Consider the following 25,822-nt stretch of genomic DNA (forward strand, 5'->3'; position numbering starts at 1 on the left):
CTCAGTTGAATCGATAGAGATAGCCGACGGTCGCCTGCGGAATGAACTTCCTGTCGACGAGCGGGCTGTCGGTGATGCCGCCGCCCAGACGCGCGACGCCGATATCGACGGTGGCTGACTGGTGCGTGGTGAAGCTGTAGTTGAAGCGGGCGCCGAGCGAGACGTCGATGGTCGACGTGCCGGTGTAGGCGGGCCGGCCGGGCTGCGCTTCCGATGCGCGAACCCCGTAATAATAATCGACGTAGGTGTGGCTCAACCATTCGGCACCGACGTGTGGCTCGATTCCGAGCTTGCCGTACTGGAACGACTTGCCGAACTCGATATGCGCCTGCTGCCCCTTGTTCGCGCTGGTCAGGAAGTCGCCGGTTAGCGTGCCGTAGGTGCTTTGCCACGAGAACGCGGGGCCGTACCAGAACGCACCCTTGCGATCCTGCATGCCGTTCAGGATCGGCGCATCCGATCCGTCGTAGCCGTCGCCGAGCGCGTATTTGCCGCGCAGGCTGAAGGCAACGCCGGCCCACTTGCCGATTTTCAGGTCGAGTGTCGTGCCGAGCGCATGGACCCATTTGTCGTCGAAGTAGAAGAGCGGAATCGGCGTGAATTTCGCGCCGTCGCCGGTGTAGGGCTGCTGCCGGTAGCCGGTGCCCGCGCCGAGTCCCCAATGTGTGACGTTGGTGGCGTTGCTGAGGACGGTGAAGCCGGAGTCGTCGTCGGTGGCGACCGGGGGCGATGTTGCCGCCGCCGACGTTGAGGCGTCGGGTCCGTCGGCCTGGGCCGGTGCGGCGTATAGCCAGAGAAAAGCGGCGGCAAGTAGCAGCGGTTGCGCGTGGCGCATGAATCTGTTCACAGTGAAGTTCCGGAGTCGTCGACGCGAGAGACTGTAGGGTCGGTCGACTTACTCGCTACTTACTGGCCGGGGGTGGCGCTGTGATGGATTGCTTACAGGGGGTTACTGCGGAGGTGATGCTAATTATCCAAAGACTGTGCCCGGAAGCGGCACGACCTTGTCATTCATCTTGACGACGACTGTGAACGCGTCACACACCTCAAATCTCCTCAGCAAACTCCTCAAGAAACCGCTTAAGCCGTTCCTGCCTGACCGCGGCAAGCCGCGCCCCAGTAGCCGTCTGAAACCCCGCCGAGAGTTTAAACAGCTTCGTATGAAAATGATCGATCGCGTAGCGCGCATCGTCGTAAGGTCGTGCCTGCGCGTGCGGATCGTTAGAGTCATACAGCGCACTACCCATGCGCCCAGCCACATAGAAGCAACGCGCAGCACCGAGCATGCCGATTGCATCAAGTCGATCCGCGTCCTGCACGATCTTCGCTTCGAGCGAGACCGGTGCAATACCCGCCGAATAGCTGTGCGCCTCGACCGCATGCGCGACCGCAAGCACCTTCTGCTCGGGCCAGCGCAGAGCCGTCAACACACGCGCAGCCTTTTCCGCGGAGAGCCGCGAGGCCTGCGCGCGCAACGGCGAATTCTTCTCGACGGCAACGCAGTCGTGCAGTACTGTCGACGCCAGCAGGATTTCCGCATCGCCGCCTTCTCCGGCCTGTATCGTGGCTGCGTTCTTCCAGACGCGCTGCAGATGCGAAACATCGTGCGAGCCGTCGCCGTCGTTGTCGTTGTCCTTCACGTATTGGAGCAAGGTTTGCGCGAGCGAAGCGAGCGGCGCGAACGGCACAAAAGTGGCAGTAGTCGTCATGGCGGATAAGAGCGGAAACGTCGAAGGCGTGATTATCGTCGGGGTGCGCGCAGATCGCCACCCGTACAGCCCGCCAATCGGCGTTTCAAATTTATCCCGGTGGCGCTCGTCTGGTTTATCTATCACCTATATGAAAACAGGGGGCAACATGCAGACTCTCCAGATCAAGATGCTTGTCGCATCGCTCTCGCTCGTCGCGCTCTCCGCTTGCCAGCTGGGCGGCACCCAGGCCGGCGCAGCCGGCGCCGCGGGCGCGGACACGCAAACTACGAATGCGGCCGCCGCGCCGGTCGGCGCGTCCGACCCGGTGTCGGCGGCGCAACTGTGTCCGAGGGTGAACGGTGTCCAGGAAGTTTCCGCCGAACTGCTGTTCGGTCGCAATGTGAAGGGCCGCAAGCCGGTCAGCGACAAGGAGATTCGCCAGTTCCTCGCCGATGTCGTGACGCCGCGCTTTCCCGATGGCTTCACCACCTGGAGAACCCAGGGGCAATGGCTCGACAAGGACAAGAACCACGTGACGAAGGAAGAAAGCTTCGTGATCCAGATCGTGGCGAGCGGCACACAGGACACGCTCGACCACATATCGGAAGTGCGCAACGCCTATATCAACCAGTTCCATCAGGAGTCGGTCGGGCTGGTGCTCACCGATGCGTGCGCATCGTTCTGAGGCCCGGTAGTTCCGACCGCGCGCCCGATCAGATCACTTCATCCGCGCCAGCGTGATGGCGTGCTCGGGACACGCGGTCACGCACAGGCCGCACGAGCGGCATGCATCGGCGTTCGGCGTGTACGCGACTTTCATGCCGTGTACGCGCAACTTGAATCGGTTCATCGCGCCGAGGTTCTCGTAGTCGGCCGTGTCGATGCGGCGGATGACGAAGACATTTTCCGGGCAAACCTCGGCACAATCGCCCTTGCCTTCGCAGCGCTTCAGGTTGACGACCGGGACGATGACGCCCGCGGGTTGCTTGCAGACAGCAGGGGATGCGGCGCTCATGTCGGGTCTCGCGGCGTATCGTCGTGGCGCGACAGCGTGCCTTGACGGAATTTCTCGCGTTCTTCGGGCGTCATCTTCTCCCAGCGACGCCAGGCCCGCCGACCGCCCCAGCCACCGTGTCCGCGGAATCCGCCGAACAGGATACGGCTCAGCACCAGCAGCCCCAACGCATGCGGGAAGTCGATGATCCGGCCGCTCACGAACAGCGCGGGGACCACCCAGTTCCATAGCAGCATCGTCATCCATCCCAGCACCGCGATGCCGACCAGCACCAGTAGTGCCTTGGCAAAACATCTCATTCTGAATTTCATCGACCTGCTCCTTCAAATATCCAGTTCGTCATACACGGACTGCAAACGCGCACGCAGATGCAATACCGCGTAGCGCTTGCGAGCCAGTAACGTATTCACGCCGACACCGCTTGCGGCTGCCAGCTCCTTGAAACTGTTTCCATCGAGTTCGTGCGCAACGAAGACTTCGCGTTGTTCGGGCGGCAGTTCGTCGAGCGCGTTCTGCAGCGCTTTCAGCAGCACCGAGCGTGCATAGACGGCTTCGGGGCCGGCCTCCTGGGACGGCAACGCGAGATCGAGGCGATATTCGCTGTCGTCGTCATCGCTGCCGGAACTCCCCGCCATATCGGCAATCGGTAGCTCCTTCTTCTTGCGAAAGCGATCGATGATGCGATTGCGCGCAACGTGAAACAGCCACGCGCTGGCCTGCTCGATCGGCGCGGGCAGCCGGTACGCTTCGACGAATTCGTAGAAAACGTCTTGCAGGATGTCTTCGGCGTCGCCCGGATCGCGCACGCGCTGGCGGATGAAATTGCCGAGCCGAGCCCGCTCGCGCACCACGGTGGCGGTGATCTCGCTATCTCGTTCGACCATCGGGTCCGGGGTGCGCGGCGGTTCCATGGGGCTGAAGACGTTTCGCGAGCGGGAATATTGTGGTCGGCGGGGAAAATTTTTTACGGATTCACGGTAACGCCGCAGCCAGCGCGTCAAACTCCGCCGCCCACGCGGTCCGCCACTGCGCGCGTTGCGATTCATCCACCCACGCGCCATCGATACCGTTGAACATAAATCGCCGCAGATCCGCGATACCGAAGCCGAAATGATCGAACATCAGTTGCCAGGCACCGGCCGGGTCGACTTTGTGCAAGGTCGGGTCGTCGGTGTTCGGATGGATTTTCAGGCCGAGGGCGGCCATGCGGCGCAGCGGATGCAGCTCGGCCCATTGTTCGGGCGGCAGTGTGCGAAGGTAATAGGAGTTGGTCGGCACCACGGTGAACACGATGCCGCGTTCGGCGCAGCGCGCGGCGAGCGCCGGATCGTCGACGATCGTGTAGCCGTGATCGATGCGCTCGCACTGGAGCAGGTCGACCGCGGTTTCCACATTGCGTGCAGGCATGCCGAATTCGCCCGCGTGTGCGGTGGTCCTGAATCCCGCCGCACGCGCGTCGCGATACGCTTCCCAGAACAGTTCCGGCGGACGATCGTTCTCGCGGTAATCGATGCCGAGTCCCGCGACTTCGTCAGCCCGATGCGCTTTCATCCACGCGACAACCTGGACGGCTTCATCGGGGTCCGCTTCGCGATCGATACTCGGAATGAGTCGTGCGCTGATGCGAAAATCGCGCGCGGCGTCGCGGATGGCCGCGACGATCGCGGCCTGCGCGTCGGCATAGGCGATCTTCGAGACGCGCACCGTGCCGGTCGGATTCCAGAAGAACTCGCTATGCCGTACGTTCTGCCCGGCCGCGTCCTGCAGATATTCGTAGGCGATCCGGTGCAGGTCGTCGGCACGCGTAAGCAGGTATTCGTCGAGGGCGCGCAACACACGCAATACGCCGACCGGTTTTTCGCCGCGCGTATAGAACGCGTCAATTTCGCTGCGCGCGATCGGCGCGCCGGTCCGTTCGGCCAGCGCGATGAAGGTGTCGTGTCGCACGGCGCCGAGCAGATGGCAGTGCAGTTCGGCCTTCGGCAGCGCGCGAAAGAAGTGTCGGTGTGCGGGCGTGATGGCGACGCCACTACGCGATGCGGGCACGTTACCCAGGGTCTCGTTCATGTCGATATGGTGCTCGGTAGTGCGGGTCATGCCAAAGGGGGAAACAGTTACGGCACGTTGAGTCAATGCGGTTTGACGACGGTCCAGAAGTAATAGCCGAGCGGCACGGCGAGTACGACGAGCCCCCACGATACCTCGCGAAAGCGTCCGGCCAGCAGCTTTACGAGTACGTAGCAGAGCAACCCGCCGGCGATGCCGGTGCCGAAGCTGTTCGACATCAGCGTGAGCAGCACCATCGAAAGCACGGGCAGCGCATCGGTGAAATCGTCGAAATGCGTGTGGCGGATCGTGCCGAACATCGACAGGCCGATCAGGATCAACGCGGGCGCGGTCGCTTCCTTGGGAATGGCGAGTGCGACGGGGACGAATAGCAGCATCAGTGCGAACATCGCGGCCGCCGCCAGCGACGATAACCCGCTGCGCCCGCCGGCCTCGACGCCCGCCGCCGATTCCACCAGCGCAGTCAACGCCGGAATGCCGAGCACCGGGCCGAGCGTTGCGGCAATCGAATCGACGAGAAACGGCCGGTTGATGTTGGGCAGGTTCGCGTGTTCATCGAGCAGTTGCGCCTTGGCGCCGACCGCGAGTGTGGTGCCGAGCGTGGAAAAGAACTCCGACGCGAAGAATACGAACAGATACGGAATCGCGGACACGGTGAGCGCACTCGCGATGTCGAGTTTGAACGCGACCGGCGCGATGCTATGCGGCCACGCCATCGGCGACGCGGGCAGATGCGTGACGCCGAGTGGGATGCCCGCAGCAGCCGCGATCAGGATGGCCCACAGGATCGCACCGGGCACGCGGCGCCCTTGCAGCACGACTGCGGCGGCGAGGCCCACTAGCGCGACGAGCGTGCCGGGCCGCGTGAAGTCACCTAGCGCGAGCGCGTTGGTCTTCGCGTTGGCGATCACCATGCCCGCGTTGCGAAAGCCGAGCAACGCGATGAAGAGACCGATCGATGCGCCGAGCCCAAGCTTGATCTGCGCGGGGATCAGCCGGACCACCAGGCTGCGTGCGCCGGCCAATGTCAGGACGAGAAACAGCACACCCGAAATGAACGCAATACCGAGGCCGGTCTGCCATGCGACGTGTTCGGTAGCGGCGAGCGTTACACCCAGTACGACTGATCCACCGATCCCCGGCCCCACGATAAACGGCAGGTTCGTGTAGAGCCCCATCAGCACCGTGCCCAGCACGAACACGATGATCGTCGCCGTCGTCGTCGCACCGCGTTCCATGCCGCCCGTTGCCAGCAGCGAAGGGATCACGACGAGCAGGTACGCGGCCGCGAGAAACGATGTGATGCCAGCGAGCACTTCGGTGCGTGCGGTCGTGTTGCGCGCGGCAAGTGCGAAGCGCCGCTCGAGCCATGAGCTACCGCTCCGGTGAAACATCGCGCCGGACGATGACATCGACGAGTCCTTGTTCAGCATTTAATTTGTCCTGTATCCCGTACTTTGACGCGTTCTATACTCCAACGCATTCTGTCCCGACTGCGCAGGCCTCATGTCCGACCGTTCGTCTCTGTTGCCGGCCCTGACGCTGCGGCAAGTCCAGTACTTCGTCGTGCTTGCGCATGCCCGCAGTTTTACCGAGGCCGCGCAGTCGCTTTCGCTGACGCAACCCGCGCTGACTGCCGCGATCCGGCAGATCGAATTCCTGCTCGGCGGCCCGCTGTTCGCGCGGTCCGCACACCGTTTGACACTGACCGCTGCTGGTGCCAGCGTGCTGCCGCTGGCCGAGCGCCTGCTCAACCAGGCGCGCGGCACTTTCGACGATATGACGCGCACCTTCGCTGACCGCGTGCAAACGGTGCGCATCGGGCTGATCCCTTCAGTGGCCGGTCGCCTGCTACCGGCGCTGACCGCATTCGGCACGCGTGCGCGAACCCTGCGCTTCACGCTGACCGACCTGCCGAATACCGCGCTGATCGATGCGGTGCGCGAGGGCGTCGTCGATCTCGGCATCGGTGTGCATGAGCCGGGTGCCGACGACCCGGTGCTGCGGTACGACGATCTGTTCGAAGACCAGATCGTCGTGGTCGTACGGCGCGACGATCCACTTGCGAAGCACAAGGCCATCGCGTGGGCGAAACTCGTCGGGCGCGATCTCGCGGTGTTTGTGCGCGGCAGTGTCAGCGAAGCGCTCCAGCGCACCGGCGGTGCGGAAAACCTGCGGCTCACCGTGAGCTACCGGATGGAATACACCGAGCCGCTCTACGCGCTGGTGCGCAACGGTCTCGCGATCGCGGTACTGCCGAGCCTCTACACGACGCATCTGCACGACCCCGAACTGGTGGCGGTGCGACTCAACCGGCCACATGTCGCGCGCGCGATTGCGCTGATTTCTCTGGCGGGCGAGGATCGCGGCCCGCATGTGCGCGGCTGCCGTGAGTGGATCGCCGCGCATATCTGAAACGCGCTTAGGGCAGGTTGGCGATGTTGGCGCGCAGCGCCGCATAGAAGCCGTCCGCATCGACTTCGTTGATCCACAGCGCGTTCGGCGCGCGGCCGCTGTGCCCAGTCCAGTCGACGACGGTTTCGCCAAGCGTCCATTCGCCGGTCGTCTCGATCTCCACGTTGACCTGCCTGCCCTTGAAGAGCGTCGGATCGATCAGATAGCCGGTGGCGGTCGGGTCGTACATCGGCGCTTCTTCGACGCCGTGGCGTCCCTTCTGATACGCCACCTCCGCGGTCATGATGTCCGCTACGACAGTGCCGCAACGCGTGCCGAGCGTGCGGAACGGGGCAATCCGCGCGGGCGTGATCGGCGCCTTGACCGCGACATCGCGCGGCAACACGACAATCGGCACGCCGCTCGAAAAGACGATTTGCGCCGCCTGCGGATCGACATAGACGTTGAATTCCGCGGCCGGCGTGATGTTGCCGCGCTCGAAGAAAGCGCCGCCCATCAGCACGATTTCGCTTAGATGGTCGCGAATATCCGGTGCTTCGGTGAGCGCGGTGGCGAGGTTGGTCAGCGGACCGAGCGAGCAGATCGTGACGCTATGCGGCGCGGCCGCGCGCAAGGTTTCGATCAGATAGTTCACCGCATGTCCGGGCGCGAGCGGCGCCAGTGGCTCATGCAGCGTGACGCCTTCGAGGCCAGTCTTGCCGTGCACGTTGGCGGCGGTGACGAGCTCGCGCACCAACGGCCGCGGACAACCCGCGTACACGGGCAGTGTCGTCGTGCGGCCGGCCCAGTCGCGGATGATGCGCGCATTGCGTTCGGTCAGATCGAGCGGCACGTTGCCGGCAACGGCCGTGAGCGCGCGCACATCGAGCCGGTCGCTTGCGCCGAGCGCGAAGAGAATCGCAATCGCGTCGTCCTGACCAGGATCGGTGTCGATGATGACCGGGCGGCGTGGAGTCGGGTTCATGGTGGAGGCCCATGCAGTAGTGGGGAGCAGGGCGCCGGCGGCAAGCGCAAGCGAGCCTTTGAGAAACGCACGGCGCGGGAAGTCGTCAGTATCGCTCATAGTCAGAACAGGTGGCGGATGCCGACCGTCGCGATGACCTGGCGCGTACTGGTCGAGCGGGCATAGGCGAAGATCTGCGCGTATTTCGCGTCGCCGGCGGCGAGCTGTCCGATCACCGTCAACGCGACATCGGTGCGCTTCGACAGGAAGTAGTCTGCCTGCAGATTGACCTGATGCCACTTCGGATGCGTGTCGATCACGTCGTACTTGCCGGCCGTATAGCCATATGCAGCGCCGAGAAAGAGCGCCGGCGTCAGCGTGTAGACGACGTTCAGGCCGTAGTTCTGCAGATGCAGGTGCGAGTTGTCGAGGTAGTCGTAATGGACATCGGTAAACAGCGCCGCGAACTGCGCGCGGCCGATCGTGTAGAAGCCGCCGGTGCCGAGAATGCGCTGTTTGCTCGCGAATACCGACGGGTTCGTCGCGCTCTTGTCGAAGATCAGCAGCGACGATGCGTAGTCGTTGGCGATTGCGCCGTCCTGATTCGTGCTGCTGTACGGATGGTTGTACTGCGCGTAGACAGCGCTCCAGCGCAGCGGACCGTTCTCGTAGCCGACGCCGAAGCTGTACGCGTTGTTGTTGCTGAAGCCCACCGTATTGCTGAAGCCGTATTGCGCCGTCGCCTTCAGGCCGCGATAGGCGGCGCTCACGTACTTCACCGAGTTCTGCACGCGGATGTCGTTATAGCCGTTGTCGTTGTCGCCGATGTTCACACCGTTGCTGGCGATGATCACCGGTCCGATGTAGTCGTGGATCGTGTCGTACTGACGACCGAAAGTCAGCGTGCCGTAGTGTTTGTCCGACAGCCCGACGAATGCCTGGCGGCCGAATTCGCGGCCGTTCTGCGAGGCCGTGCCGCTCATGACGTTGAAGCCGTTTTCGAGCTGGAAGATCGCGCTCAGTCCGCCGCCGAGGTCTTCTTTGCCTTTTAACCCCCAGCGCGGGTTCTGGTTGGTGCCGCTCAGCGCCTGCCAGGCGTTCTTGCCACCCTGGTTGGACGCGAAGCCCACGCCCGCGGAGATCAGGCCATAGAGCGTCACGCTGCTTTGCGCGCAGGCCGGCGCAGCAGCGGTGGCGGCGAGCGTGCTGAACATCGCCAGCGGAGTGAGCTTGCGGAGTTTCATCGTGACCCGGGCAGTGGAAGTGAAGTAACGCGCTGTGAACCGGACTATACGAAGCTCGTGCGTATAAAAATAATTTTGTTTTCTTATGAATCGATAGATTGAATCTATTCTCGCTGCAACTCAGGGTGCCGTTGAAGCCTGTGCACCGCGTCGTACGGCCGCTTTCCCTTCGAAAACCCGCCGAACCTATAAAATACGGTTTCGCCGCGATTCCCGCGGTGGCCGCCCCCAATACACATGCTACGTTTAAGCGAAGTCAAACTCCCTCTGGACCATGCCGAAGCCGATCTCGAAGCCGCGGTTCGCGCGCGCCTCGCGGAGCTCGGCGTGGCGGCAGACGGCCTCGTCCGCTACACGGTGTTTCGCCGTGCGCACGATGCGCGCAAGCGCTCCGATATCCGGCTGACCTATATCGTCGACGCCGAAGTCAAGGACGAAGCGGCTGCGCTCAAGCGGATCGCTGGCAAACCGCATTGCGCGGTAACGCCCGACATGACGTACCGCTTCGTCGCGCAGGCTCCCGAACACACGGATCGCCTGCGCCCGGTGGTGATCGGTATGGGACCGTGCGGTCTGTTCGCGGGGCTGATCCTCGCGCAGATGGGGTTTCGTCCCATCATCTTCGAACGCGGCAAGGCCGTGCGCGAGCGCACCAAGGACACCTTCGGCCTGTGGCGCAAGGGCGTACTCAATCCTGAATCGAACGTGCAGTTCGGCGAAGGCGGCGCTGGAACGTTTTCCGACGGCAAGCTGTACAGCCAGATCAAGGATCCGAATCACTATGGCCGCAAGGTGCTCGAAGAATTCGTCAAGGCAGGCGCGCCGGAAGACATCCTGTATCTGAGCCGGCCGCACATCGGCACGTTCCGCCTTGTCAGCATGGTGGAAAAGATGCGCGCCACGATCCACGAACTGGGCGGCGAAGTGCGCTTCGAAACCCGGGTCGACGACATCGAAATCGATCAGGGCAAGGTGCGCTCGCTCAAGCTCTCGAACGGCGACACGCTGCGCTGCGACCACGTCGTGCTGGCCGTGGGCCACAGCGCGCGCGACACCTTCCAGATGCTGCACGATCGTGGCGTGTATATCGAAGCCAAGCCGTTTTCGCTCGGGTTTCGCATCGAACATCCGCAGGGTGTGATCGATCGCAGCCGTTTCGGTACGTTTGCGGGCCACAAGCTGCTCGGCGCGGCCGATTACAAAGTGGTCCATCACTGCAGTAACGGACGTTCCGCCTACAGCTTTTGTATGTGCCCAGGCGGCACGGTGGTCGCGGCGACGTCCGAACCGGGCCGCGTGGTCACCAATGGCATGAGCCAGTATTCCCGGGCCGAGCGCAACGCGAATGCGGGCATCGTCGTCGGCATCACGCCAGAAGATTATCCGGGCGGCCCGATGGCAGGCATCGCGTTCCAGCGCAAATGGGAAGAGCGCGCATTCGAACTAGGCGGCAGCAACTATCACGCACCCGGTCAACTGGTCGGCGACTTTATCGCGGGCCGACCGTCGACGTCGCTGGGCTCCGTCGTGCCGTCGTACAAGCCGGGTGTTCATCCCACCGATCTCAGCACGGCGCTGCCCGACTACGTGATCGAAGCGATCCGCGAAGCATTGCCGCAGATCGATAGAAAGATTGCCGGCTTTGCGATGCACGACGCCGTACTCACCGGCGTCGAGACGCGCACTTCGTCGCCGATCCGGGTGCGCCGCAAGGATGATTGCCAGAGCATGAACGTCGAAGGTCTGTATCCGGCCGGCGAAGGCGCGGGGTATGCGGGTGGGATCTATTCGGCGGCCATCGACGGCATCGAGGTAGCGCAGGCGCTCGCGCTCAATCTGACGGCGGCGCGAGCCTAACGGGTGCTTGGCAGAAACTGAAGGTTGGTTGTCTTTCTTGCCATCGGCGGAGATGCTCCAATGGGTTCTTTGGACCGCCAACCTCAAGGATGAACGCGATGTCGCAAACCAGCCCCGTCCGCACCGCCGGCTTTCTGCTGTTTCCCAACGTGACGCAGCTCGACCTGACCGGGCCGCAAGAGGTGTTGACGCGCATGCCGGGCTGGAAAGCCGAACTCGTTGCGGCGTCGCGTGCGCTGGTGCGCAGCGACAGCGGCCTCGTGATCCAGCCCGACGTCACCTTCGCCGAAGCGGCGCATTACGACCTGCTGGTGGTGCCCGGCGGTCCGGGCGTGAACGTGGCGATGCTTGATCGCGAAACCGTTGAGTTCGTCCGCGACAAGGCCCGGCGCGCCGAGTACGTGTTCGGCATCTGCACCGGTTCGTTGTTGCTCGGTGCGGCCGGATTTTTGCGCGGACGGCGTGCGGGCACCCACTGGCAGTCACGGGAACAGCTCGCGAAGTTCGGCGCGACAGTGAGCACGGAGCGACTCACGGTCGACGGCAAGCTGTTCACGTCGGGCGGCGTAACGGCCGGCATCGACATGGCGCTGCGCGTCGTGGCGGAGCTGGCCGGCGACGACATCGCGCAGCAGATCCAGTTGCAGATCGAGTACGATCCGGCACCGCCGTTCAACGCCGGTTCGCCCGATGTCGCGCCGCCGGAAGTCGTCGAACGCCTGCTGGCGGCGTCGGCGCAGCGGCGCGCGACGCGTTCGGCCGCAGTGGACCAGGCTGTCGCGCAGCTTGCCGCTTTCGATCGCTGAGTCTTGCGCATTTGTGCGCTCTTGTTCGCTCTCCCGCTCGCGATGAAGTTAACATCGAAAGCCGCCATTCCATCCGGACCCGCTCGGGTCCGTTAGCTTCGTAACACGTCGGCTGTCCCCCGGCCGACGCGCACCGCCCCTTCGAATTCCACTCGTCCGCTTCGAACCCCACCGATATTCCTGCCAGTCCGTCCCGCCCGCACCATGCAATACGCATCGATTTGCGTGTCGCCGCACTTTCCTCCACGATCGCGCCACTCCCGGTTTGCCCAGCGCCCGCTCGGTGGAAACCCGCATTGTGACTGCATCGAATCGTGATGAGAATTTCGAAACATTTTTTGTTATGTAACTATCAGAAAACCCGGAATCGGCTGCTTCGCCCAGGTGGCACACAGCATAACGACACTCCCCCTGCACCGGTCGCCTCGTCCGGCAGTCAACCTAACTATCCCTGTGAGCCCAACGTGAATATCGTCCGCAGCCTGTCTGGCATGGCGTTTCTGTTGCTGATCGCGTATGCGCTGTCGGCCAACCGGCGAGCCATTCGCCCGCGCACCTTGATCGCGGCCTTCGCGGTGCAGGTGGCGATCGGCGCATTCGTACTATTCGTGCCGCTCGGTAGCGAGGCGCTCGCGGGTGCCGCGCACGGCGTGAACCGTGTGCTCGAGATGGGCGATCGCGGCGTAACGTTCATGTTCGGCGGTCTGGTCGGCGACCAGATGTTCAAGGTGTTCGGCGACAACGGCTTCGTGTTCGCGCTGCGTGTGCTGCCGATGATCATCTACGTCACTGCGCTGATCGCCGTGCTGTATCACATCGGCGTGATGAAACTGATCATCAACGGCTTCGGCGGGTTGTTCGAAAAACTGCTCGGTGTGAGCCGCATCGAAGCGTGTTCCGCGGTGGCGACAATTTTTCTCGGACAGAGCGAAATGCCCGCGTTCGTCAAGCCGTTCGCGAAGCAGATGACGGGCGCCGAACTGTTCACGGTGATGACGAGCGGGATGGCATCGGTGGCCGGCTCGGTGCTGGCGGGCTACGTCGGGCTTGGTGTGCGGCTCGACTATCTGCTCGCCGCCTCGTTCATGGCGGTGCCGGGCGGCTTGTTGTTCGCGAAGATCATCTTTCCGACGACCGAAGCACCGCAACCGATCCCCGAGAAACTGAGCTTCGACGAACGACGCTCGGCCAACGTCATCGAAGCCGTCGCGTCCGGCACGGCCGTCGGCCTGCGCATTGCGTTGAATGTGGGCGGGATGCTGATTGCGTTCATCGGTCTGATCGCGCTGCTCAACATGATTGTCGGCGCAATCGCGGGGCTCTTCGGCCACCCCGATCTCACGATGCAGCTTATTCTCGGCTACGTGTTTTCGCCGCTCGCGTGGATACTTGGTGTGCCGTGGCACGATGCGCCGCTCGCGGGTAACTTCATCGGCGAAAAGCTGATCCTCAACGAGTTTGTTGCGTACGTCGATCTGTCGCCGTACCTGAGGAGCGCGCACGACGTGGCCGCAGCGGGCCTCAAAGTGCTCGACCCGAAGACGATCGCGATCGTCACGTTCGCGCTGTGCGGGTTCTCCAATTTTTCGTCGATTGCGATTCTTGCCGGCGGTTTCAGCGCGGTTGCGCCCGAGCGCCGCTCGGAAGTCGCGCGCTACGGCCTGCGCGTCGTCGCGGCGAGCACGCTGTCGAACCTGATGAGCGCGGCCATCGCCGGCACGTTCCTGTCCTTACACTGAGCAGTGTCCAATCCATTCGAGCAAGTGAATCAACATGTTTCTGACCCAGGAAATTATTCGCAAGAAGCGCGACCGCCAGCCGTTGAATGAAGCCGAGATCGCAGCATTCGTGCGCGGCGTGACGGACGGCAGTGTCAGCGAAGGACAGGTCGCGGCGTTTGCGATGGCGGTCTTTTTCAACGATATGAGCATTGCCGAGCGCGTGGCGATGACGCTCGCGCAGCGCGACTCGGGCCAGGTGCTCGGCTGGCGCGATCTCGAGCTGCCGGGGCCGGTACTCGATAAACATTCCACCGGCGGTGTCGGCGATCTGACGTCGCTGCTGCTCGGACCGATGGTGGCCGCGTGCGGCGGTTACGTGCCGATGATCTCGGGGCGCGGGCTCGGTCACACCGGCGGCACGCTCGACAAGCTCTCGTCGATTCCCGGCTACAACGTGACGCCCGACACCGACGCGTTTCGTCGAGTGGTGCGCGATGTGGGTGTGGCGATCATCGGCCAGACCGCGCAGCTGGCGCCCGCCGACAAACGCATTTATTCGATCCGCGACGTCACTGCTACGGTGGAATCGGTCGCGATGATCACCGCGTCGATTCTCTCGAAGAAGCTCGCGGCTGGGCTCGACGCTCTCGTGATGGACGTCAAGGTCGGTTCGGGGGCGTTCATGCCGAGCTATGAGAAATCGGTGGAACTCGCGCGCAGTATCGTCGCGGTCGGCAACGGAGCGGGCATGAAGACGACGGCCGTGCTGACCGACATGAACCAGCCGCTCGCACCGTGCGCGGGCAACGCGCTCGAAGTGCGTTTTTCGATCGACTACCTGACCGGTCGCACGCGGCCCACACGCGTGCACGAGGTGACGTTGGCGCTGGCTGCGCAGATGCTCGTGCTCGGCGGTCTCGCCAGCGATGTCGCGCAAGGCCGCGACAAGCTCATCGCCGCACTCGATTCCGGCGCGGCCGCCGAGCGTTTCGCGCAGATGGTGACGGCGCTAGGCGGTCCCGCCGATCTGCTCGAGACGTACGATCGTCAGCTCGGTCATGCGCCGGTTGTGTTGCCGGTGGCTGCGCCGCGTGCGGGTGTTGTTGCGCAGATCGATTGTCGTGCAATGGGTCTCGCGGTGGTGGGTCTTGGTGGCGGCAGACGTCGTCCCGAAGATACGATCGACTACCAGGTAGGGCTCACGGATATCGTCGAACTGGGCGAGCGCGTCTCAGCCGGGCAACCGCTCGCGCTTGTCCACGCGCGCGACACCGCAGCGGCACAGCGCGCGGCAAGCGAGATTCTCGCCGCCTGCACGATCGCCGACGCCGATGCGAACGTTCCGCCGTCGCTGTACGATGTGATCGACTAGTTCAACGGACGTCGTCATGCGTGCAATCATTTTGATCCTCGATTCGCTTGGCGTCGGTGCCGCGCCGGACGCTGTGCGTTTCGGCGATGTCGGTGCAGATACGCTCGGCCACATCGCTGCGAGTTGTGCACGCGGTGAGGCAGAGGTGGGGCGTAGCGGACCGTTGCGGATTCCGCATCTCGAGCAACTCGGCATCGGCCTCGCCAATCAGCTGGCGACCGGCGCGCTGGCGCCGGGTTTTACCGCTACGCCGACGTTGATCGGCGCATACGGTGCGGCGCGTGAGCTGTCGTCGGGCAAGGACACGCCATCGGGGCACTGGGAACTGGCAGGCGTGCCGGCGCGCTTCGACTGGGGTTATTTCGAGCAACCCACTCATACTTTCCCGCCCGAACTGCTCGATGCGCTCGTGCGGCGTGCGGGATTGCCCGGCTATCTCGGCAACTGCCACGCGTCGGGCACGACGATACTCGATGCGCTCGGTGAAGAACACCGCGCGAGCGGCAAGCCGATCTTCTACACATCCGCCGATTCCGTGTTCCAGATTGCGTGCCACGAAGAGACGTTCGGCCTGCAGCGTCTATACGACCTGTGCGAGATTGCACGCGAGGAAGTGGACCGCTACAACATTTGCCGCGTGATCGCGCGGCCGTTTACCGGCGACGCGCAACACGGCTTCACACGCACGCCGAATCGCCGCGACCTGGCGGTGCCGCCGCCCGCTGCGACCGTGCTGGAGAAACTCGCTGCGGCAGGCGGCGAAGTGGTGTCGATCGGCAAGATCGCCGATATCTACGCGCACGTCGGCATCACGCGCAAGATCAAGGCGCATGGACTCGACGGGCTGTGGCAGGCGACTTTCGATGCGGTGCGCGAGACGCCCGACTTCAGCATCGTGATGACGAACTTCGTCGACTTCGATCAGAACTTCGGACATCGCCGCAACACGCCTGGCTATGCGGCGGCGCTCGAATACTTCGACACGCGGTTGCCGGAACTCTACGACTTGCTCGCGGACGACGACGTGGTGATTCTGAGCGCGGACCACGGCTGCGATCCGACGTGGCCGGGCACCGACCACACGCGCGAACACGTGCCGGTACTCGTGTACGGCAAGCGCGTGACGCCGGGTAGCCTCGGTGTGCGCGAGAGTTTTGCGGATGTCGGGCAGAGTCTGGCCGACTGGTTCGGACTCACGCCGTTTGCGGACGGTGTGTCGTTCCTCAGCGCACGTCCTGCACCTCATGCTCCTTCCGCGCCGCAATGAACCGAACTCAGGAGTCGCTATGACTACCCACGAACAACTGATCGAAGAAGCCCGCAAGGCACGCACGCGCGCCTATGCGCCGTATTCGAATTTCCACGTCGGCGCTGCGCTGCGTGCGAAAGACGGCAGGATCTTTCACGGCTGCAACGTCGAAAATGCGTCGTACGGGTTGTGCAACTGCGCGGAACGCACAGCGTTTTTCGCAGCGGTGGCCGAGGGATACAAACCCGGACAGTTCGATGCGATCGCTGTGATCGGCGCGACGGACGATCCCATCGCGCCGTGTGGCGCATGCCGTCAGGTGATGATCGAACTGGGTACGCCGGCGCTTACTGTCGTGCTGAGCAACCTGACCGGCGCCGTCGAGGTGACTAGCGCTGACGCGCTGCTGCCGGGGGCGTTCTATCTGAAGTGAATGGCAGCGTGAACGATGTAATGAGCGACGCTGCGGTATGCTTGTGCGCTTCGCTCACTCTTCGCTACTGTTCGATGTCCGATTTCCCTTTTGATGCCGTCATCTTCGACTGCGACGGCGTGCTCGTCGATTCGGAGCCGATCACCAACCGCGTGATCAGCGAAATGCTCAACGAACTGGGCTGGTCGATCGGCATCGAAGAGACGATGCGCATTTTCGTCGGCAAGACGGTGCGAGACGAAGCGGCACAAATCGAAGCACACACCGGTTTTGCCGTCACGTCCGAGTGGCTCGCGCAGTTTCGTGCGCGCCGCAACGAAGCGCTCGAGCGCGATCTGGTCGAGATTCGTGGCGCACCCGCTGCGGTGCGCGCGTTGCACCGTACGCTGGGCGGACGGATCGCCGTGGCGTCGGGCGCCGACAAGCCCAAGGTCGAAATGCAACTGGCGAAGGTCGGCATTCTCGAGTGCTTCGATGGCCACGTGTTTAGCGGTCACGACATGGCGCGCAGCAAGCCTTACCCCGATGTTTATCTTGCAGCCGCGGCTGCGCTCGGTGTCGATCCGGCCCGTTGCGCCGTGGTCGAAGACACGGCGACCGGCATAACCGCCGGCGTCGCGGCCGGCGCGACGGTGTTCGGTTACAGCCCCAAGGTCGTCGGGCAGCAAAGCCCAGATGCGCTGCGCGCGGCAGGCGCCGTCGCGGTGTTCGAGGATATGAACCAGCTGCATGCGCTGCTTGCGGGTTGGACCGACGCTTCGCGTGCTGCGTGAGCCGCGCGCCACAGTGTACGTTTGACCACACGACAAACCGAAGGTAGCATTCCGCCTTCATCTCACCCTTCCGCACTTCAATTGCGGATTGTCCGAGGAACTATGTTGGAGCTTGTAGCCGCCTGCTAACCGCTTCGTTTCAATGAAGCCGCGTTAGCCGAACCCTGGCAGCGTGCCCGCGCACAGCGGGCAGCGCTATTTGCGTTCGCGGTTACAACCTATGCTCCAACATGAATATTTCCAGGCAGGAACAACGTGTTCTGCACGTACTCGCGCAGGGTGGCGAAATTCGCCTTCAGCGTATCGATAACCAGATCATCGACGTAGATTGCTTCAACCGTTACGGGCTGAGGCTCAGCGATTGCACGCCTTCTGTTTTCCGGAAACTGAAGCGCCGTGGCCTGATTTCAAGCATCGATGGTCGGCCGTATCAGATCACGCGGCTTGGGCGGGAAGCGGTGCGTCCGCAGCTCGATAACCGGGCGCCGGCGCGTAGCCGGTAATCGATGGATCGCGGCGCGTGACCCGTTCGTAAGCGAATGGGTCCGCGCGCTGCGCTGTAAAACAAAGCACGTCGGACATCCGCATCTCAACCCGCAGTCTGTGTACGATGCGAGATAGCGGCGCACGCCACGCGCCCTCATATGTCGTGCTGTTTTTCTCCGGAGGCTCACGATGGATCCCGTGTTGTTCCGCAACGGCGCCTTGCTCGACCCCACCCAACCCGAACTGTTACCCGGCCACGATGTACTGGTCGAAGACGGGCTTATCCGCGAAGTATCGGACCGGCCTATTACGAGCGGTCGTGCCCGTGTCGTCGATCTGAAAGGAAAGACGATCATGCCGGGCCTGATCGATCTGCACGTGCATGTCGTCGCCGTCGAATTCAATCTGCCGCGCGTCGCGACCTTACCGAACGTGCTCGTTACGCTGCGCGCCGTACCGCTGATGCGCGCGATGCTGCGCCGCGGCTTCACGACGGTGCGCGATGCGGGCGGCGCCGGTTATCCGTTCAAGCAGGCCGTCGAAACCGGGCTCGCGGAAGGGCCGCGCATGTTCGTCTCCGGCCGTGCGCTGAGTCAGACCGGTGGTCACGGCGATCCACGCGCACGTAGCGACTACATCGCGCCCGATGCACCGTGCGGTTGCTGCGTGCGGGTCGGCGCACTTGGACGCGTCGCGGACGGCGTCGACGAAGTGCGTCGCGCCGTGCGTGAAGAGCTGCAGATGGGCGCCGACCAGATCAAGATCATGGCGTCCGGCGGCGTCGCATCACCGACCGATCCGGTGGGCGCATGGGGCTATTCGGAAGACGAGATTCGCGCGATAGTCGGCGAAGCGCAGGCGCGTCACACCTATGTGCTCGCGCATGCGTACACCGCCGATGCGATTGCCCGCGCCGTGCGCTGCGGCGTGCGCACCATCGAGCACGGTAACCTGATCGACGACGCGACCGCACGCGTCGTCGCCGCACACGATGCGTTCGTCGTGCCGACGCTCGTCACCTACGATGCGCTCGCAAGCGAAGGCGCGAAGTACGGCCTGCCGGAGGCGAGCATTGCGAAGGTCGCGGACGTGCACGAAGCGGGCTTGCGCTCGCTCGAAATACTCAAGCGAGCCGGCGTAAAAATGGGGTTCGGCACCGATCTGCTCGGCGAATCGCAGCGTCTGCAGAGCGATGAGTTCCGCCTGCGCGCGCAAGTGCTGACGCCCGGCGAGGTGATCGCGAGCGCGACGCTGATCGGTGCCGAAGTGCTCGGCATGACCGGCAAGCTCGGGCAACTCGTGCCGGGCGCGTTTGCCGACGTGCTGGTCGTGGACGGCAACCCGCTCAAATCGATCGACTGCCTGCTCGGGCAAGGCGAACACATCCCGTTCGTGATGAAAGGCGGCCACATTCATTTTGACGAGTTGCAGCACGGCTAGACACGGGGGCACACTGCGCGGGCACGTGTGAACGCAGTGTGCCTGTCACGATCCGTCGATAGCCGGGAGCGGCCGCCATGACTTCGATTTCTGCCCGTATCGAGCGCATGCCGTTCGCGCGCTTTCATCGTCGGTTGCTGTTGATGGGTGGCCTTGGCTACACCTTCGACGCGATGGATGCCGCGGTGCTCGCGTTCCTGCTGCCGGTGTTGCGTCAGCAATGGCATCTGACCAGCGTGCAGACCGGCGTACTCGGTAGCGGTACGTTTATCGGTTACTTCGTCGGCGCGATGCTGGCGGGGATGCTCGGCGATCTGATCGGGCGACGTCACGTGATGATGTGGGCGCTTGTCATTTACTGCGTCGCGTCGCTGGCCAGCGCGACCGCGCACGACTGGCCGTTCTTCCTCGCGACGCGCATCGTCGCGGGGCTCGGCACCGGCGCGGAAAGCGCGATCGTCGCGCCGTTCCTGTCGGAGTTCGTGGCGCGCCGTTATCGCGGCGCGTTCACTGGCAGCCTCGCGGGGTTCTTCTCATTTGGCTTCGTCGCTGCTGCGCTGCTTGGCTATTTCGTGATTCCGCTTGGTTCTGAAGCGTGGCGCGTCGTCATGGTGATCACCGCGCTGCCGATCGTGATGCTGCTGTGGTGGCGCCGTGCGCTGCCCGAATCGCCGCGCTGGCTCGAAGCGTGCGGGCGACACGCCGAAGCCGAAGCGATCATCGCCGCCGCGGAAGCCGAGATGCTCGCCGAGGGCATCCATCTCGACCCATTGCCGCCCGACGCCATAACCGAGGGCGCCGTGCCGATCGCCGCCGAACGCGCATCGGTTGTCGCGAACGTGAAGGCGCTGTGGTCGCGCTCGCTCGCGCGTATCACCGCGATGACCTGGCTGATGTGGCTCTCGATCACCTTCAGCTATTACGCGTTCTTCACATGGATTCCCGGCCTGCTCGTGCAAAGCGGCATGACGATCACGCGCAGCTTTTCGTATTCGCTCGTGATGTATCTCGCGCAGATTCCCGGCTATTTTTCAGGTGCGTGGCTTAACGAGAAGATCGGCCGCCAGGCGACCATCGCAAGCTATATGGTGCTGGGCGGTGTGTCGGCGCTCGGTCTCGCGCTCACGCGCAGCGATGCGGGCATCATGGCCTCAGGTGTGCTGCTGTCGTTCTTCATGAACGGCACCTATGCCGGCGTCTATGCGTACACACCGGAAGTGTTTCCGACCGATGTGCGCGCAACCGGTTCGGGACTCGCTTCGTCGATCGGGCGGCTTGGTGCGATTGCGGCGCCGATCCTCGTCGGCTATCTGTATCCGGTGTTCGGTTTCGCGGGCGTGTTCGGTGCGACGACGACGGTGCTGCTCGTGGGCGCGTTGGCCGTGGTGCTGATGGGCGTGCCGACGCGCGGCCGTTCGCTCGAGGATATTGCCGCGCAGCAACTGCATCGCTGAGCCGGGCGTTTACCTCACGAGGTCGCAACGTACCCCGACGCGGGGCAACCGTAGGGCTGTAACGCCTTTTCCGGGTAGTCCCGATACCGGAATCGCGCGTGAACTGGTTGCACCTGTGCAACGCCTATACGATCGGGGACCGGGCCTGCACCGCGTGCCCGCATCATGCAAGGGCCTCACGATGACTCCCTCTCCCCGCAGTATTGCGCAGGCCACCGATAACAACGACGGCGGCGCGCCGCACTGGCAGCGCAACCTGATCGTCTGCGTATTCGGCTCGTTCACGACGATCGTCGCGATGACCTTGCTGCTGCCGTTTCTGCCGCTGTACGTCGAGCATCTCGGCGTGACCGATCATGCGGCGATCGTCCAGTGGTCCGGTATCGCGTTCGGCGCGACGTTCTTTAGTGCGGCGCTGGTTGCGCCGCTGTGGGGCCGGCTCGCCGATCTCTACGGCCGCAAGCTGATGCTGATCCGCTCCAGCCTCGGCATGGCCGTCGCGATGTCGCTGATCGGCATGGCGCACAACGTCTGGCAACTGGCCGCGCTGCGACTGCTCGCGGGGTTGCTGGGCGGCTATGCATCGGGCTCGACGGTGCTGGTCGCCACACAGACACCGAAGGGGCGCACCGGCTGGGCGCTCGGCGTGCTCGCGTCGGGCATCATGGCCGGCAACCTGGTCGGCCCGCTGATCGGTGGAATACTGCCGCCGCTGATCGGCATCCGGCAAACGTTCTTCGCCGCCGGCGCCGCGATCTTTGTCGCGTTTCTCGCAACGGCGTTCCTGATCCGCGAGGCGCCGCGTCCGCCGCGTTCAGCCGGTTCGTCGAAGCAACGTCAGCAGGGCGCGTGGGCTTCCGTCGACGATCGCCGCCCCGCCGTCGCGATGCTCGTCACCGGGTTGCTGCTGATGGTCGCGAACATGTCGATCGAACCGATCATCACGGTCTACGTCGCGCAGCTCGTCAGCGTGCAGCACGTCACGATGGTGGCCGGGTTCGTGATGTCGGGCGCGGCGCTTGGCAGCATTCTGTCCGCGTCGCGGCTCGGCAAGCTCGCTGACCGGGTGGGGCACTGGAACGTGATCGTCGGTTGCCTCGCGGTGGCGGCCGTGTTGCTGATTCCACAGGCGTATGTCACCGCTGCGTGGCAACTCATCGTGCTGCGCTTTCTGATGGGACTCGCACTGGGCGGGTTGCTGCCGTGCATCGCGAGCGTGATCCGGCACAACGTGCCCGATCGCGTAGCCGGCACGTTGCTCGGTTATTCGACTTCTTCGCAGTACGCGGGGCAGGTGGTGGGGCCGCTGCTCGGCGGGTTCGTCGGCGGTCATCTCGGCATGCGTGCGGTGTTTCTCGGCACCTGCGTGCTGATGGCGGGCGGCGCGTTGTACAACCGCACGGTGCAACGCGGTCGGGCGCTGGCGCGAGCGGCTACCGACAACCGCTAACCACTAAAGCCGCAGCGCGCGTTCAACGCCAGTCGGTCGCGACATCGTCCGGATCGATCAGCGTGAGCCCCGACGCCGGCAGCGGCAGCGCCGTCTTGTAGCGCACCTGCTTGAGTGCAAAGCTCGAGCGGATATTCGACACGCCAGGAATCTTCGTCAACTGATCGAGGATGAAACGCTCGAGCGTCGGCATGTCGGGCACGACGACGCGCAGCAAGTAGTCCGCATCGCCCGTCATCAGATAACACTCCATCACTTCGGGACGCTCGCCGATCGCCTGTTCGAAGCGCCGCAGCGCGTCCTCCACCTGCTTCTCCAGACTGACCTGAATGAACACGTTGATGCGCAGCCCGAGCGGCTCCGGGTTCAACAGCGTGACCTGCTGTTTGAAGAGCCCGAGTTTTTCGAGCGCCCGCACGCGGTTGAAGCACGGCGTGGGCGACAGATTCACCGCGCGCGCCAGCTCGGCATTGGTGATGCGGGCGTTCTGCTGCAACTGGCTCAGGATGCCAATATCGATACGATCCAGCCGACGAGGGGAGTTCATAGTCTAAATATTCTGTTGATTGGCGGATAACCGGAATAAATACACTATAGAAAGCCATTCTGACAAGCAGATGAGACGCATATTCTGCGAGCGGACGGGTAGCATATTTCGAATGTTCGATGGCTTGAATACGCCCTTTGCGGAATACGACGATGACGGATTTATCCAGCGGCAGCGACCCGATCCGGCGTATTGCCGGCGCCGAAGACGATAGCGATCCCGCGGAAACCGCCGAATGGCTCGGTGCGCTCGACGGCGTGATCGCGCATGTCGGCCCGGAGCGCGCGCAGTATCTGTTCGAGCGTCTGGCCGCCCATGCGCAGTCGCTCGGCGTGCGCCCGGTGCGCTCGCGTGCGACGCCGTACGCGAACACGATTCCTGTCACGCAGCAACCGCGCTATCCGGGCGACCTCGAACTCGAAGCGCGGCTCGCGGCAGCGCTGCGCTGGAACGCACTCGCGATGGTGGTGCGCGCGAACCGCGCGTACGGCGAACTCGGTGGTCATATCGCGAGCTACGCGTCGGCGGCCGATCTGTTCGAGGTGGGTTTCAACCACTTCTTCCGCGCATCGGCCGACGATGGCGCGGACGGCGATCTCGTCTACTTTCAGCCGCATTCGTCGCCAGGTGTGTATGCGCGTGCGTACCTCGAAGGATTTCTGAGCGAAGAGCATTTACGACATTACCGGCGTGAGATCGCAGGTCCTGGGCTGTGTTCGTACCCGCATCCGTGGTTGATGCCGGATTTCTGGCAGTTCCCAACCGGCTCGATGGGTATCGGCCCGATCAACTCGATCTACCAGGCGCGCTTCATGCGCTACCTGCAGAACCGCGGGCTTGCGCACACCGAAGGCCGCAAAGTGTGGGGCTTTTTCGGTGACGGCGAGATGGACGAACCGGAGTCGCTCGGTGCGCTGTCGCTCGCGGCGCGCGAGCAGCTCGACAACCTCGTGTTCGTGATCAACTGCAATCTGCAGCGGCTCGACGGTCCGGTGCGCAGCAACGGCCGCATCATCGACGAGCTCGAAGCGCAGTTCGCCGGTGCGGGCTGGAATGTGATCAAGGTGGTGTGGGGTTCGGACTGGGACGATCTGTTCGAGCGCGATCGCAGTGGCGCGTTATTGCGCGCGTTCGCGCATACCGTCGACGGGCAGTTTCAGACGTTCTCCGCAAACGACGGCGCGTACAACCGCGAGCGCTTCTTCGGTCAGAACCCCGAACTCGCGGCGCTCGCCGCATCGCTCGGCGACGACGACATCGACCGGCTGCGTCGCGGCGGTCACGACGTGCGCAAGCTGCACGCAGCGTATGCGCAGGCGCTCGCGCATCGCGGCCAACCGACGGTGGTGCTCGCGAAGACGATGAAAGGCTTCGGCATGGGCGCGTCGGGGCAGGGCCGCATGACGACCCATCAACAGAAGAAACTCGACTTCGACGATCTGAAGGCGTTTCGCGACCGCTTCCGGTTGCCGCTCTCGGACGACGACGTCGAACAGGTGAAGTTTTACAAGCCAGCGGAAGACAGCCCGGAGATGCAATACCTGCACGCGCGCCGGGCTGCCCTGGGAGGCTATCTGCCCAGAAGGCGGAGAGTGGCGTCGAAGGGATTGACCGTTCCTTCGCTGCCGTCCTGGGGGCAATTTTCGCTGGAGGCAAACGGCCGCGAGATGTCCACGACGATGGCGCTCGTGCGCATGCTGACCGCGCTGCTGAAAGACAGCGAGCTAGGCCCGCGTGTCGTGCCGATCGTCGCCGACGAGGCGCGTACCTTCGGCATGGCGAACATGTTCCGCCAGGTCGGTATCTACTCGCCGCTCGGCCAGTTGTACGAGCCCGAAGATCTTGGCTCGATGTTGTACTACCGCGAAGATACGCGCGGGCAGATTCTCGAAGAGGGCATTTCGGAAGCGGGCGCGATGTCGTCGTGGATCGCCGCGGCGACCGCGTACAGCGTGCACGATCTGCCGATGCTGCCGTTCTACGTCTACTACTCGATGTTCGGCTTCCAGCGGATCGGCGACATCATCTGGGCCGCCGCGGACCAGCGGGCGCGCGGTTTTCTGATCGGTGCGACGTCGGGCAAGACGACGCTTGGCGGCGAGGGCTTGCAGCATCAGGACGGCACGAGCCATCTGAGCGCGTCGACGATTCCGAACTGCCGTGCGTACGATCCTGCGTTTGCGTATGAACTGGCGGCGATCGTCGACGAAGGGATGCACGAGATGGTCGAGCGTCAGCGCGATGTGTTCTATTACGTGACGGTCACCAACGAAAACTATGCGCAGCCGTCGGCGCCGGATGGCGATCTTTCCGTGCTGCGCGAAGGCATTCTGAAGGGCATTTATCCGCTTGCGTCGTCTGGACATGCGCAGGTGCAACTGCTTGGCGCGGGGGCGATCCTCGGTGAGGCGATTGCCGCGCAGCAGATCCTCAAAGACGAATGGGCCATCGATGCCGCGGTGTGGAGCGTGACGAGTTTCACCGAGTTGCAGCGCGACGGTATCGCCGTCGAGCGGCAGGTACGTCTTGGCGAACGCGGAAACGTGCCGTACGTGACGGCTGCGCTGGCAGGTGCCGCAGGTCCGGTGATCGCTGCGACCGATTACGTGCGCGCGTTGCCCGAGTTGATTCGCGCGTATGTGCCGCATCGCTATGTGACGCTCGGCACCGATGGGTTCGGTCGTAGCGATACGCGCGAGGCGTTGCGTGCGTTCTTCGAGGTCGACCGGTATTCGATTGTGATCGCGGCGTTGCGGGCGTTGGCCGATGACGGTGCGATCGATGCGCAGGTGGCTGACGATGCGTTGCGGCGGTATCGGGCGGCGGCGCCCGTTGAGGCGCCGCCTTGGGAGCGTTGAG

Annotated in this window: 24 protein-coding genes; 14 read left to right on the forward strand and 10 right to left on the reverse strand. The window is 63.7% G+C overall.

The genetic code is table 11. The features are described 5' to 3' along the window. Position 1 precedes the first annotated feature (1 nt). Both FNZ07_RS17235 and FNZ07_RS17240 read right to left on the reverse strand, forming a co-directional pair. Complete coding sequence (locus FNZ07_RS17235) at positions 2–847, reverse strand: MipA/OmpV family protein (protein WP_245811412.1); 846 nt, start codon at positions 845–847, stop codon at positions 2–4. Between the two features lie 199 nt (positions 848–1,046). Further along, entirely contained in the window at positions 1,047–1,709 is a 663-nt protein-coding gene (locus FNZ07_RS17240; RefSeq protein WP_091010314.1) for an HD domain-containing protein, read from the reverse strand. Positions 1,710–1,857: 148 nt separating this feature from the next. On the opposite strand from FNZ07_RS17240, the gene FNZ07_RS17245 reads away from it, so the two are divergent. After that, on the forward strand, positions 1,858–2,376 hold the full coding sequence (locus FNZ07_RS17245) for a DUF3574 domain-containing protein (protein ID WP_245811413.1): 519 nt from the start codon (positions 1,858–1,860) through the stop codon (positions 2,374–2,376). Positions 2,377–2,409: 33 nt separating this feature from the next. Here the strand turns inward: FNZ07_RS17245 and FNZ07_RS17250 are convergent, their stop codons facing one another. The 5 genes from FNZ07_RS17250 to FNZ07_RS17270 form a co-directional block, all read right to left on the reverse strand. Further along, positions 2,410–2,706, reverse strand: a complete 297-nt coding sequence (locus FNZ07_RS17250; protein ID WP_091010315.1) for a 4Fe-4S dicluster domain-containing protein — start codon at positions 2,704–2,706, stop codon at positions 2,410–2,412. After that, positions 2,703–3,017, reverse strand: coding sequence for a hypothetical protein (locus FNZ07_RS17255; RefSeq protein WP_091010317.1), 315 nt, complete (start codon positions 3,015–3,017; stop codon positions 2,703–2,705). Before FNZ07_RS17255 ends, FNZ07_RS17250 begins: the two co-directional genes overlap by 4 nt. A 12-nt stretch (positions 3,018–3,029) precedes the next feature. After that, entirely contained in the window at positions 3,030–3,617 is a 588-nt protein-coding gene (locus tag FNZ07_RS17260) for an RNA polymerase sigma factor (RefSeq protein WP_177228262.1), read from the reverse strand. Positions 3,618–3,678: 61 nt separating this feature from the next. Next, positions 3,679–4,773, reverse strand: a complete 1,095-nt coding sequence (gene add, locus FNZ07_RS17265; protein WP_091010322.1) for an adenosine deaminase — start codon at positions 4,771–4,773, stop codon at positions 3,679–3,681. A 62-nt stretch (positions 4,774–4,835) separates the two neighbouring features. Next, on the reverse strand, positions 4,836–6,185 hold the full coding sequence (locus FNZ07_RS17270) for an NCS2 family permease (RefSeq protein ID WP_091010917.1): 1,350 nt from the start codon (positions 6,183–6,185) through the stop codon (positions 4,836–4,838). A gap of 94 nt (positions 6,186–6,279) precedes the next feature. On the opposite strand from FNZ07_RS17270, the gene FNZ07_RS17275 reads away from it, so the two are divergent. Next, positions 6,280–7,188, forward strand: coding sequence for a LysR family transcriptional regulator (locus tag FNZ07_RS17275; RefSeq protein ID WP_091010325.1), 909 nt, complete (start codon positions 6,280–6,282; stop codon positions 7,186–7,188). Between the two features lie 7 nt (positions 7,189–7,195). Here FNZ07_RS17275 and FNZ07_RS17280 read toward each other — a convergent pair whose 3' ends face one another. Both FNZ07_RS17280 and FNZ07_RS17285 read right to left on the reverse strand, forming a co-directional pair. Continuing rightward, on the reverse strand, positions 7,196–8,251 hold the full coding sequence (locus FNZ07_RS17280) for a nucleoside hydrolase (RefSeq protein ID WP_091010327.1): 1,056 nt from the start codon (positions 8,249–8,251) through the stop codon (positions 7,196–7,198). A gap of 2 nt (positions 8,252–8,253) precedes the next feature. Next, entirely contained in the window at positions 8,254–9,375 is a 1,122-nt protein-coding gene (locus FNZ07_RS17285; RefSeq protein WP_091010329.1) for a porin, read from the reverse strand. A gap of 237 nt (positions 9,376–9,612) precedes the next feature. On the opposite strand from FNZ07_RS17285, the gene FNZ07_RS17290 reads away from it, so the two are divergent. The 11 genes from FNZ07_RS17290 (at position 9,613) to FNZ07_RS17340 (ending at position 22,416) form a co-directional block, all read left to right on the forward strand. Next, complete coding sequence (locus FNZ07_RS17290; protein WP_091010330.1) at positions 9,613–11,232, forward strand: NAD(P)/FAD-dependent oxidoreductase; 1,620 nt, start codon at positions 9,613–9,615, stop codon at positions 11,230–11,232. Between the two features lie 98 nt (positions 11,233–11,330). Then, positions 11,331–12,038, forward strand: a complete 708-nt coding sequence (locus FNZ07_RS17295; RefSeq protein ID WP_091010332.1) for a DJ-1/PfpI family protein — start codon at positions 11,331–11,333, stop codon at positions 12,036–12,038. Between the two features lie 464 nt (positions 12,039–12,502). Beyond that, positions 12,503–13,777, forward strand: coding sequence for a NupC/NupG family nucleoside CNT transporter (locus FNZ07_RS17300; RefSeq protein ID WP_091010334.1), 1,275 nt, complete (start codon positions 12,503–12,505; stop codon positions 13,775–13,777). Between the two features lie 34 nt (positions 13,778–13,811). Then, positions 13,812–15,131, forward strand: a complete 1,320-nt coding sequence (gene deoA, locus FNZ07_RS17305) for a thymidine phosphorylase (protein ID WP_091010336.1) — start codon at positions 13,812–13,814, stop codon at positions 15,129–15,131. A 16-nt stretch (positions 15,132–15,147) separates the two neighbouring features. Beyond that, entirely contained in the window at positions 15,148–16,398 is a 1,251-nt protein-coding gene (locus FNZ07_RS17310) for a phosphopentomutase (protein WP_091010338.1), read from the forward strand. A 19-nt stretch (positions 16,399–16,417) separates the two neighbouring features. After that, entirely contained in the window at positions 16,418–16,813 is a 396-nt protein-coding gene (locus FNZ07_RS17315) for a cytidine deaminase (protein WP_091010340.1), read from the forward strand. Between the two features lie 74 nt (positions 16,814–16,887). Beyond that, positions 16,888–17,586: an HAD family hydrolase gene (locus tag FNZ07_RS17320; protein ID WP_091010918.1), complete on the forward strand. Its 699-nt coding sequence runs from the start codon at positions 16,888–16,890 to the stop codon at positions 17,584–17,586. 230 nt (positions 17,587–17,816) lie between these two features. Further along, positions 17,817–18,089, forward strand: a complete 273-nt coding sequence (locus FNZ07_RS17325; RefSeq protein WP_091010342.1) for a YjhX family toxin — start codon at positions 17,817–17,819, stop codon at positions 18,087–18,089. Between the two features lie 172 nt (positions 18,090–18,261). After that, positions 18,262–19,512, forward strand: a complete 1,251-nt coding sequence (locus FNZ07_RS17330) for a metal-dependent hydrolase family protein (RefSeq protein WP_091010343.1) — start codon at positions 18,262–18,264, stop codon at positions 19,510–19,512. Between the two features lie 77 nt (positions 19,513–19,589). Further along, a complete protein-coding gene (locus tag FNZ07_RS17335; protein ID WP_091010345.1) occupies positions 19,590–20,966 on the forward strand; it encodes an MFS transporter in 1,377 nt (458 codons plus the stop codon). A 181-nt stretch (positions 20,967–21,147) separates the two neighbouring features. Next, a complete protein-coding gene (locus tag FNZ07_RS17340) occupies positions 21,148–22,416 on the forward strand; it encodes an MFS transporter (RefSeq protein ID WP_091010347.1) in 1,269 nt (422 codons plus the stop codon). 22 nt (positions 22,417–22,438) lie between these two features. Here FNZ07_RS17340 and FNZ07_RS17345 read toward each other — a convergent pair whose 3' ends face one another. Beyond that, entirely contained in the window at positions 22,439–22,963 is a 525-nt protein-coding gene (locus FNZ07_RS17345) for an Lrp/AsnC family transcriptional regulator (RefSeq protein ID WP_091010349.1), read from the reverse strand. 152 nt (positions 22,964–23,115) lie between these two features. On the opposite strand from FNZ07_RS17345, the gene mdeB reads away from it, so the two are divergent. Further along, the gene (gene mdeB / locus FNZ07_RS17350; protein ID WP_091010350.1) at positions 23,116–25,821 is read left to right on the forward strand and encodes an alpha-ketoglutarate dehydrogenase; all 2,706 of its coding nucleotides are present in this window, start codon (positions 23,116–23,118) and stop codon (positions 25,819–25,821) included. The last annotated feature ends 1 nt before the right edge of the window (position 25,822 follow it).

It is taken from the genome of Paraburkholderia megapolitana, assembly GCF_007556815.1.
GTDB lineage: Bacteria > Pseudomonadota > Gammaproteobacteria > Burkholderiales > Burkholderiaceae > Paraburkholderia > Paraburkholderia megapolitana.